Origin of the sequence: uncultured Flavonifractor sp., from assembly GCF_944383115.1 — a bacterium.
Classification (GTDB): domain Bacteria; phylum Bacillota; class Clostridia; order Oscillospirales; family Oscillospiraceae; genus Flavonifractor.
Genome location: NZ_CALWOJ010000073.1, coordinates 1 through 10,483 on the forward strand (window position 1 = coordinate 1; position 10,483 = coordinate 10,483).

Below are 10,483 nucleotides of genomic sequence, written 5' to 3' on the forward strand. Positions count from 1 at the left end.
TCGATAAACTGCCGGGCCGGCTTGCCCAGCGTGCCGATGCCGTAAGGCCCCGGCAGGGAGAATACGGGAAGCAGGATCCCGCTGGCTCTTGCTTGCATAAACAGGCCTCCACTTCGTTGATTACGGACTGGTTTATTATAGTACATCCTTGAAAAAGCCGCAACCCTTGAAAGCGTCTGCTTTCAAGGGTTGCATTTCACGCGCTGCCGTCAGGTGCCGGCCTCGATGGCGGTTTTAATGGCGTCTGCCGCCGTGTCCGAGTTTTCGCACATGACCATCAATATGGTGCCGTCTTTCAGGGTCTCCAATTTGGCTGCCTGTGCAATTTCGTACTGGTCGGCCAGATACTGCTGGAAGTTGCTCTTCTGCTGGTCAATATAGGCCTGCAAACCTCCCGACACCACAGTCTCGCGGCCTTCAGCGGGCAGAATAGCCGCAATGCCGTAGGCCTTTACATTTACGGGAGAGATGGCAATGGCGTAGGCCTGCATATCCTCCTCCGTCACACCGATCAGGCTGAAAATGGCTTCCGCCATATCTGCTTCGCCAGAGGTAATGACCGGTACCGCCTCGTTCATCTCTTCGTCCCGGGCTGATTCAATGGCAGATTGATAGAGCTGGGTCCGCTCCGCAGTCGTCAGATCCTTCTTGTCCTCCTTCTTGTCCGCACAGCCTGCCGTCGCCAGCATCAGGATCACCATAGGAACAATCAGATATTTTCGCATGGTTCATTCTCCTTTTCTACTTCTTGTTTGGCCAGAGTCAGCGTATCGCCTGCCCCGTCCACCAACAGGGTATCTCCCCCGCTCACGGATCCGCTCAACAACAATTCCGCCGCCGGGTCCTCCACCCGTGTGCGGATAGTCCGGCGCAGAGGTCTGGCCCCATAATCCGGATCAAAGCCCAATCTGGCCAAGGCATTCAGCGCCTCATCGCTCCAAACAAGTTTTACGCCCAAAACCTTGAGCCGCTCCCCCACCCGGGAGAGCATACGCCGGGCGATGGCTTTGATCTCGCTGCGGCCCAACTGGGTAAATACGATGGTCTCATCCAGCCGGTTGAGAAACTCCGGCCGAAATACCTTTTTCAGGTCGTCCATCACCGCCGCCCGCAGCTCTTCCGGGGTCCGGGTCTCGCCGTCCTTGTGCTGTGCGGCGGAAAAGCCCAGCTTGCTGCCTTTTGCGGTAATTTTGGACGCGCCTACATTGGATGTGAGTACCACCACCGCATTGCGGAAATCCACCTTACGGCCCTGGGCGTCAGTGACCACGCCGTCCTCCATGATCTGGAGCAGGATACCCCATATATCCGGGTGAGCCTTCTCAATTTCATCGAAGAGTACCACGCAGTAGGGCCGACGCCGTACTTTCTCCGTGAGTTGACCCCCTTCCTCGTGCCCCACATAGCCGGGAGGCGAACCGATCAGCCGGGAAACGGAGTGCTTTTCCATATATTCCGACATATCAAAGCGGAACAGGGCCTCCTCGCTGCCAAAAAGGGCTCCGGCCAGGGCCCGACTCAGCTCGGTCTTGCCCACGCCGGTAGGGCCCAGAAAAAGAAAACAGCCTGTGGGCCTCTCCGGTTCCTTCAGGCCTACCCGGCCCCGGCGTACTGCCCGCGCCACCGCCTTGACTGCCTCCTCCTGGCCTACCACCCGGCGGTGCAGTTCCTCCTCCAGTTTCAGCAGCCGGTCACTCTCTGTCTGGGTCAGGGTCGTGACCGGCACTCCCGTCCAACCGGATACCACCGCAGCTACATCCTCCGCTGTTACGGCTCCGGCATTCTGGCCGGCCCGCCACAGGGCCTTCTGTTGATCCAGTTCCCGGCGGAAGTCTTCCTCTGCATCCCGCAGCATGGCGGCTTTTTCAAAATCCTGATTGCGGATGGCCTCCTCTTTTTCACTCCGGGCACGGATCACTTTGTCCTCCAGCGCGCGCAGATCAGGCGGCGCCGCCAAACGATCCAGACGTACCCGGGCCGCCGCCTCATCCATCAGATCAATGGCCTTATCGGGCAGGCGGCGGTCCCCGATATATCGGTTGGACAGAGTGACGGCAGCGGCAACGGCCTCATCGGTGATTGTGATGCGATGATGGGCCTCGTACCGATCCCTCAGCCCAAACAGGATGGCCTGGGCCGTCTCCTGATCCGGCTCTCTCACCTGCACCGGTTGGAACCGCCGCTCCAGGGCGGCGTCCTTCTCGATATATTTCCGGTATTCCTCGGTGGTGGTGGCGCCGATGACCTGGATCTCGCCCCGGCCCAGGGCCGGCTTGATGATATTGGCCGCGTCAATGGCGCCCTCGGCGGAGCCTGCTCCCACAATGTTATGCAGTTCGTCAATGAAAAGGATCACGTCACCCACCCGACGCACCTCGGATAAAACATTTTTGACCCGCTCTTCAAACTCGCCCCGGTACTTGGTCCCTGCCACCATAGCCGACAAATCCAGGGAAATGATTCGCTTGCGGCGCAGTTCATCAGGTACATCGCCAGCCACCATCATACGGGCCAGGCCTTCAGCCACCGCCGTTTTACCCACGCCTGGCTCACCGATGAGGGCCGGGTTATTTTTTTGCCGCCGGGACAAAATCTGGATCACCCGCCTGATCTCCCTGTCCCGACCTACTACCGGGTCCAGTTGGCCGCCGGCAGCCATCCGGGTCAGGTCCCGGGCGAACTGCTCCAGCAATTTGGATTCTCCAGGATAATCCCGCTCGGTCTTGGGTTTACCGCTGCCGCGGAAAGAGGGCGGCGGTACTTCCTCTCCCATGGCTGCGGTCACATCAGCCCGCAGCCGACGGGGCTCAACGCCGGCAGCATTCAGCACCCGTACCGCTACTCCGTCTCCCTCCCGCAGGATGCCCAGGAGCAGATGCTCGGTGCCCACATATTGGTGGCCCAGGCTCACCGCCTCGGTAAGAGACAATTCGATGATCTTTTTACACCTGGGAGTAAGCCCCTGGGAGGGCGCATTTCCCGGCGTACCTGCGCCTACCAGCTGCACAACCGTCTCTTTTAATTTTTCCACACTCAATCCGGCAGCCTGGAGTACCTTTGCCGCCACGCCCCGGCCCTCCCTGGCCAGGCCCAACAGCAAATGCTCGCTGCCCACATAGCCGTGGCCCAGCTCCGCGGCGCTCTCCTGGGCCAGCCGGAGGGCGGCCTGAGCCCGCTGGGTGAACCGGGTCTCATTCATGCTCTCGCCCCGCCTGCTCTTTCTCCACGGAAAGAGCCTGTGCTTTCTCTTCACGGGCTTCATGTTTTGTGCCACGCCCCTTTTCTTTTGTTCTGTGCGGATGAGCCCCGCTGCTGGGGGCCCCGTTCAATTCCGGAGTCAGACTACCCGCCGCCTCCATGCGGAACATCGATGTCTTCTCCATCGAATCTCTCCCTTCCCGCTGCGCCCAACGCAGTTATCATTTTTCCCGCCTCAAAAAAATATACCCAGTGTACGCACATTTTAGCATTGCAATTTTGAAAAGTTATGATACAATAGCGTTAGCTTTGAAGTTTGGAGGTGGATCCGATGGCCTATGTCATCAGCGACGCTTGCGTGAGCTGTGGCGCTTGCGAGGGTGCTTGCCCCGTGGGTGCGATCGCTCAGGGCGATGACCACTACGTGATCGACGCCGGTTCCTGCATCGATTGCGGTACTTGTGCCGACGCCTGCCCCACGGGTGCTATTTCCCAGGGCTAATTGGCGCATTACGTAAAAAACAGCGGCATACCACAGGTATGCCGCTGTTTTTACTTCCAGCATTTACAGATGAACTTTGGCCAATCAACCGGCGGAAATCCCGCCCAGAAAGAGAGGATGGATATGCAGCTAAAGGGAAAAAGCCTGCTTCTGGTAGGCCTGACGTTATTCTCCATGTTTTTCGGAGCAGGTAATCTGATCTTCCCCCCAGGTATCGCCGCGCAGGCAGGCACTGCCACCTGGCCCGCTTTTCTCGGGCTTGCCATCAGCGCCGTGGGCCTGCCGGTGCTGGGCGTTGTGGCGGTAGCCCGCTCCGGTGGTCTGGATACGCTGTGTAACCGGGTGCATCCTCTCTTTTCCAAGGCCTTCACCATTGCCGCCTACCTGGCCATCGGTCCCTGCCTGGCCATCCCCCGTACCGCCACCACCTCCTTTGAGATGGCGATCCCCCCCTTCGCCGGACCGGACGCCCCTCTCTCCCTCTTCCGGCTGATCTACTCTCTGGTATTCTTTGCCGCCGCTCTGGTCATTGCCCTGCGGCCAGAGAAGCTCACCGACCGGCTGGGTAAGATCCTCTGCCCCATCCTGGTGGTTCTCATCGTGGTCACCTTCGTGGGCTGCCTGGTCAATCCTCTGTCCGGATACGGCACGCCCACCGGCGACTTTGTCACCCATCCGATTGTTAAAGGCTTCCTGGACGGCTACCAGACGATGGATACCATTGCCGCGCTGGCCTTCGGCATTGTCATTGCCGTCAACATTCGGGCCAGAGGGGTGGAAGAGGACGGCGCCGTAGTCAAAGGCACCATCCGTTCCGGCGTGATCGCAGGGGCGCTGCTGCTCGTTGTCTACGCCATGCTGGCCCACATCGGCGCTCTGTCCGGCGGCGCGATCCCCAACCCCACCGACGGCGCTGCCGCCCTCACCAACATCGTTGGGCTGCTGTTCGGCCCGCTGGGCAACGCCCTGCTGGCCGCCATCTTCATCATCGCCTGTTTCAACGTGTGCGTTGGTCTCATCAGCTCCTGCGGCGAGTTCTTCCACAAACTGTTCCCCGGCCTGAGTTACCAGGGCTGGGCCGTCCTCTTCGCTCTGGTGAGCATGGTGATTTCCAATGCCGGTCTGGCACAGATCATCTCGGTATCTGCCCCGGTGCTGGGCGTACTCTATCCGATGGCCATCGTCCTCATTGTCCTCTCCTTCTTCCAGCGTTGGCTGGAGGGGCGGCGGCTGGTCTATCCGGTGGCCGTTCTATTTGCGGGCGTGACCAGTCTGCTCTATGCCCTTCAGGATGCGGGGCTTGCCCTTTCCTTCCTGGACTATGTGCCGCTGGCCTCTATGGATCTGGGATGGCTCATTCCCGCCGTCGTGGGAATTGTATTGGGTCTGCTCCTTTCCGGCCGGAAACGTTGATCCTGCCAACGGGATGCCGCTCTGCGGTGTCCCGTTGGTTTTTTCTTGCGTTTTAGGCCATATACGGGTATGATAATGTCTGTTGAATCCCTTTTATTTGGTGATGCTTTTGAGACGATTCTTCCGCATTCTGCGGCGTACAGTATTGATCCTGCTCCTTGTGGCGGCAGCGATCCTGTTGGCCTTTGCTCTGCTGCGCTGGCGGGGACTGATCCTGTATTCCCATGAAGCCGATCCGGAACAGTGGGAAGTGTTTGGCGTGGACGTATCCTCCTATCAGGGGACAGTGGACTGGTCTGTTCTGGCGGACCAGGGGGTGGACTTCGCCTTTATCAAGGCAACGGAAGGTTCTCTGCTCCAGGACAGGCAATTTGCAGCTAACTGGGCCGGTGCCCGGCAGGCAGGGGTGCGTCCCGGCGCCTACCACTTCCTCAGCTACGACAGCCCCGGCGACACCCAGGCCGACAACTTTATCAGCCAGGTCCCCGTCACCCAGGGTGCCCTCCCGCCGGTGATCGACATTGAGTTCTATGGTGAATACCTGGAGCGTCCGCCGGAAAAGGAGCAGGTCCACGCCATTTTGGACCCCCTGCTGGAGCGGCTGGAGGCGCATTATGGCGTAAAGCCCATCCTCTATGTCACTTACCGCTCCTACTACAACTACCTGGCCGGCGGGAAATATGACGATTATCCCATCTGGTGTTCCAGCCCCACCATCTTTCCGTTGGTGCCCCGCTGGGACTTCTGGCAGTACTCCCATAGCGGCCGGCTGGACGGCTACCATGGCGCTCAGTCCCTCATTGACCTGAATGTATTTCGGGGCAGCAGAGAGCAGTTTGAGGCCTTTGGGCTGGGATAAGAACTTCTAATTTCCCCCTGATTTTGATATAATACCAATATGCAATCCAACGGCAAGGAGGCCCCTATGGACCGGTTTGATACCCTTCTTCAACAACTGAAACGTCATGTCCCAGAGATGGAACTAAGGGAATATGAGCCTATGGCTGCCCACACCACCTTCCGCATCGGCGGTCCGGCCCGTCTGATGGCGCTGCCCCGAACCACGGAGCAGGCCGTGGAAGCAGTGCGGGCTGCCGCTGCTGCCGGCATACCTGTTTTCTATCTGGGCAACGGCAGCAACCTGCTGGTATCAGACAACGGATATGACGGGTTTGTACTCAAAACCGGCGGCCTGGATCATGTGACCCACTGCGGAGACCTTCTGCGGGCTGGCAGCGGCCTGCTGCTGTCCCGGTTAGCCTCCACCGCGTACGGTCACGGCCTCACCGGTCTGGAGTTTGCCCACGGCATCCCGGGCAGCGTGGGCGGCGGCGTGGCCATGAACGCCGGGGCTTACGGCGGCGATCTGTCCCAGGTTCTTACCACCGTCACCTTTCTGGACGATGAATGCCAGCTCAGAAGTCTGCCCGCCGAGGCATGTGAACTGACCTACCGCCACACCCTCTTTACCTGCCACCCAAACTGGCTGATCCTGGAGACCGAGTTTGCCCTCACCCCCGGCGACCCCGCGGCCATCAAGGCCAAAATGGAGGAGTTGGCCCAGAAACGCCGCACCAAACAGCCGCTGGAGCTTCCCTCCGCCGGCAGTACCTTCAAGCGGCCCGAGGGCCATTTCGCCGGTGCGCTGATCGAGCAGTGCGGTCTGAAAGGCGTCGGGGTAGGCGGCGCCCAGGTATCGGAGAAGCACGCCGGCTTTGTGGTCAACCGGGGCGGCGCCACCGCCGACGACGCGCTACGTTTGATCGACCTGGTACAATCCACCGTCCTCCGGGAGACCGGCGTCTCTCTGGAACCGGAAGTAAAGTTTTTGGGGTTTTGAGGTGAGTTGGCATGGACTTTATCATCATTTCCGGCCTGTCCGGCGCGGGAAAAAGTAAGGTCGCCTCCTTTCTGGAGGATACCGGCTTTTATGTGGTGGACAACATGCCTGCCGCGCTGATCCCCAAATTTGCCGAGCTGTGCATGGCCACCCCCGCCCGGTACGACCGGGTGGCTCTGGTCACCGATATCCGGGGCGGCCAGACCTTTGACGGGCTGTTCTCCGCCCTGGACGCTTTACAGGAGATGGGCTGCGCCTACAAGATCCTCTTTGTGGAAGCCAGCGTGGAAACCATCATCAAGCGGTACAAAGAGACCCGGCGAGGCCACCCTCTGGCAGGCTCCGCCCACTCCCTGGACGAAGCCGTGCGCCTGGAGCGCACCGTCCTCGCCCCTGTCCGTCAGCGGGCAGAGTACATCATCGACACCACCGCCCTCTCCACCGCCAAGCTGCGGGGCGAAGTACTGCGTCTCTTCGGTAACGGCGGGGACACACCGGAGATGAGCGTCAGCGTCATCTCCTTCGGCTTCAAGTACGGCATTCCCATTGAGGCCGATCTGGTCTTTGACGTACGCTTTTTGCCCAATCCCTACTACATTGCCGAACTGCGCCACCAGACCGGGCTGGATGCAGGGGTATATGACTTTGTGTTCGGATACCGGCAGACCACCGACTTTATGACGTACCTGGAAAATCTCATTGGGTTTCTCCTCCCCCTCTATGTGGCGGAGGGCAAAGCGGCGCTGGTCATTGCCGTGGGCTGCACCGGCGGCCAGCATCGCTCGGTGGCCATTACCCACGCCCTGGCGGAGTATATCAAGCAGAAGGGGTATCAGGCCACCGAAAATCACCGGGACATGACCCGGGCCTAAAGGAGGGGCAGCCATGTATCAGTCCTTTTATGAGCGCCGCTGGGCCCAGGGTCCAAAGATCGTGGCCATCGGCGGCGGCACCGGGCTGTCCACCATGCTCCGGGGCCTGAAAAATCATACCAAAAACCTGACCGCTATCGTTACCGTAGCCGATGACGGCGGCGGTTCCGGCATCCTGCGTCAGGATCTGGGCATGCCGCCACCGGGGGATATCCGCCATTGTATGGAGGCCCTGGCCAATGCGGAACCGGTGATGCAGCAGCTGCTCACCTACCGTTTCCCCCAGGGCTCCGGCAACCTCACCGGCCAGTCCTTCGGCAACCTGATTTTGGCGGCTCTCAACGGCATCTCCCACTCCTTTGACGAGGCGGTCTCCAAAATGAGTCAGGTTCTGGCCATTACCGGCCGGGTGCTGCCGGTAACCAACGCCAACGTGAGGCTGGAGGCCACTTTTGAAAACGGTGCCAGGGTCCAGGGAGAATCCAAAATCAGCGACTTCAAGAAAGCCCAGGATTGCCGGATCGAGAGCGTGCGTCTGCTGCCGGAACACCCCCAGGCTCTGCCCGAGGCCATCCGCGCCATTGAGGAGGCGGACCTGATCCTGCTGGGCCCAGGCAGCCTGTACACCAGCGTCATTCCCAACCTGCTGGTGGACGGCATCTCAGAGGCGGTATGCGCCTCCAAGGCCATGAAGATCTACATCTGCAACATTATGACCCAGGACGGCGAGACCGAGGGCATGACCGCCTCCGACCACGTCAGGGCCCTGCTCCACCATTCCGGCCCCGGCCTGGTGGATATCTGTCTTTGCAACTCCGCCCCGGTACGCCCCGGCCTGCTGGAGCGTTACAAAGAGGAGGACGCAGCCCCCATTGTGGTGGATCAGGAAGCCATCGAGGCCCTGGGTGTGGAGCTGGTCACCCGGCCCCTGGCCTCTGAGACACTGGATTACGCCCGCCACTCCTTTACCCGGCTGTCCGCCGCTGTGATGGAACTGTATGAGGAGCGGGCCTCCACCCGGATTCTGTAGGGAGGGCCTTGTCATGTCCTTTTCCACCCAAGTCAAGGCCGAGTTGTGCCGCGCCCCGCTGAATCGGAAGTGCTGCGCCCAGGCGGAGGCCTATGGCGTGCTGCTCTACTGCTCCCTGTCCACACCTGCGGAAATCCGTATTACCACGGAGTCACCGGAGTTTGCCGACCGGCTGCCCCAACTTTTTCAGAAGGCTTTTCAGGTGCGCTTTGACCGTCTGCCCCCCCAGGGTGCGGGCAAACGCATCTTTTCCATCACCGCTCCGGACAAGCTGTCCGCTCTGTGGTCCGTCTTTGGCCATGACCCGGCGGAGACGCTGGTTCACCACATCAATTTCGCCGTGCTGGAGGAGGATCATTGCCGCACCGCTTTCCTGCGGGGCGCGTTCCTGGCCGGCGGTTCGGTGACCGATCCCGCCAAGCGGTACCACCTGGAGCTGGCTACCTCCCACCTGTCGGTGAGCCGGGAACTTCACGCCCTGCTGCTGGAGATGGGCTTCTCTCCCAAGGAGAGCCGCCGCAAAGCCAATGCCATTACCTACTTCAAGCAGAGCGACGCCATTGAGGACTTTCTTACCGCTATGGGCGCTCCCCTGGCGGCAATGGATCTGATGAACGCCAAAATGGAGAAAGACCTGCGGGGCAGCATCAACCGCCGGGTCAACTGTGACGCCGCCAACCTGGACAAGGCGGTGGACGCCGCCCAGGGCCAGATCGAGGCCATCTATAAGCTGGAAGCGCGGGGGATGCTGGAAGATCTGCCCGATAAGCTGAAGGAGGCGGTGGACCTGCGCATGGCCCACCCGGAACTTACCCTCTCCCAGCTGGCGGAGCTGTGCGACCCGCCGGTCAGCAAGTCTGCATTCAACCACCGCCTGCGCAAGCTGATGGAGCTGGCCAAACAATAACCCATATCCTATGCCCATAAGGAGGTATCCCCATGTCCTTTGTCCACCTGCACGTCCATACTGAGTTCTCCCTGCTGGACGGGGCCTGCCGCATTCCCCTGCTGGTCAAGCGGGTGAAGGAGCTGGGGCAGCCTGCCGTGGCCATCACCGACCACGGGGTCATGTACGGCGTGGTGGACTTCTACAAAGCCTGCAAGGCGGAGGGCATCAAGCCCATCATCGGCTGCGAGGTCTATGTGGCTCCCCGGGGGCGCACCGACCGGGTCCACGAGCTGGATGCCGCCATGTACCATCTGATCCTGCTCTGCCGCAACGAGGAGGGCTACCGCAACCTGTGCTACCTGGACTCCTGCGCCTTCACCGAGGGCTTCTACATCCGCCCCCGGATCGACAAGGAACTGCTGCGGCAGCACTGCGGCGGACTCATCGCCCTGTCGGCCTGCCAGTCCGGCGAGGTGCCCCGTCGCATCCTGGCCGGGGACTACGAGAGGGCCAAGGCCGCCGCTCTGGAGATGCGGGAGCTGTTCGGGGCAGACGGCTACTATCTGGAGCTTCAGGACCACAATCTGCCGGGCGATCCCGCTGTCAACCAGGGTCTCATCCGCATTCACCAGGAGACCGGTATCCCCCTGGTGGTGACCAACGACGCCCACTACCTCCGCCGGGAGGACGCCCAGATGCAGGACACCCTCATGTGCATCCAGATGGGCAAGACGGTGGA

At 60.7% G+C, this 10,483-nt stretch carries 11 protein-coding genes; 8 read left to right on the forward strand and 3 right to left on the reverse strand.

The annotated features are described in order from the left end of the window. Positions 1 to 209 precede the first annotated feature (209 nt). From Q0K43_RS08280 to Q0K43_RS08290, 3 genes are read right to left on the reverse strand one after another with little or no spacing between them, the layout of a single operon-like run. A complete protein-coding gene (locus Q0K43_RS08280) occupies positions 210 to 725 on the reverse strand; it encodes a DUF4358 domain-containing protein (RefSeq protein ID WP_297290083.1) in 516 nt (171 codons plus the stop codon). Next, the gene (locus Q0K43_RS08285; protein WP_297290084.1) at positions 710 to 3,199 is read right to left on the reverse strand and encodes an ATP-dependent Clp protease ATP-binding subunit; all 2,490 of its coding nucleotides are present in this window, start codon (positions 3,197 to 3,199) and stop codon (positions 710 to 712) included. The genes Q0K43_RS08280 and Q0K43_RS08285 overlap by 16 nt, the downstream gene beginning before the upstream one ends. Continuing rightward, on the reverse strand, positions 3,192 to 3,383 hold the full coding sequence (locus Q0K43_RS08290; protein ID WP_297290085.1) for a hypothetical protein: 192 nt from the start codon (positions 3,381 to 3,383) through the stop codon (positions 3,192 to 3,194). Before Q0K43_RS08290 ends, Q0K43_RS08285 begins: the two co-directional genes overlap by 8 nt. Before the next feature lie 146 nt (positions 3,384 to 3,529). Between Q0K43_RS08290 and Q0K43_RS08295 the strand changes: the two genes are divergently transcribed. The 8 genes from Q0K43_RS08295 to Q0K43_RS08330 form a co-directional block, all read left to right on the forward strand. Further along, entirely contained in the window at positions 3,530 to 3,700 is a 171-nt protein-coding gene (locus tag Q0K43_RS08295; RefSeq protein WP_297290086.1) for a DUF362 domain-containing protein, read from the forward strand. A gap of 123 nt (positions 3,701 to 3,823) precedes the next feature. Next, positions 3,824 to 5,113, forward strand: coding sequence for a branched-chain amino acid transport system II carrier protein (gene brnQ / locus Q0K43_RS08300; protein WP_297290087.1), 1,290 nt, complete (start codon positions 3,824 to 3,826; stop codon positions 5,111 to 5,113). Positions 5,114 to 5,222: 109 nt separating this feature from the next. Beyond that, positions 5,223 to 5,972 (forward strand): glycoside hydrolase family 25 protein, encoded by a 750-nt coding sequence (locus Q0K43_RS08305; RefSeq protein WP_297290088.1) that lies wholly within the window; start codon positions 5,223 to 5,225, stop codon positions 5,970 to 5,972. 66 nt (positions 5,973 to 6,038) lie between these two features. After that, positions 6,039 to 6,953 carry a UDP-N-acetylmuramate dehydrogenase gene (gene murB, locus Q0K43_RS08310; protein ID WP_297290089.1) on the forward strand — a complete coding sequence of 305 codons (915 nt, stop codon included), beginning with the start codon at positions 6,039 to 6,041 and terminating at the stop codon, positions 6,951 to 6,953. Between the two features lie 11 nt (positions 6,954 to 6,964). Further along, positions 6,965 to 7,825: an RNase adapter RapZ gene (rapZ, locus tag Q0K43_RS08315; RefSeq protein ID WP_297290090.1), complete on the forward strand. Its 861-nt coding sequence runs from the start codon at positions 6,965 to 6,967 to the stop codon at positions 7,823 to 7,825. A gap of 13 nt (positions 7,826 to 7,838) precedes the next feature. Next, positions 7,839 to 8,855 (forward strand): gluconeogenesis factor YvcK family protein, encoded by a 1,017-nt coding sequence (locus tag Q0K43_RS08320; protein ID WP_297290091.1) that lies wholly within the window; start codon positions 7,839 to 7,841, stop codon positions 8,853 to 8,855. Between the two features lie 13 nt (positions 8,856 to 8,868). Further along, positions 8,869 to 9,762, forward strand: a complete 894-nt coding sequence (whiA, locus tag Q0K43_RS08325) for a DNA-binding protein WhiA (RefSeq protein ID WP_297290092.1) — start codon at positions 8,869 to 8,871, stop codon at positions 9,760 to 9,762. Positions 9,763 to 9,794: 32 nt separating this feature from the next. Further along, positions 9,795 to 10,483, forward strand: a 689-nt coding sequence (locus Q0K43_RS08330; RefSeq protein WP_297290093.1) for a PHP domain-containing protein, incomplete at its 3' end; no start/stop codon positions are given.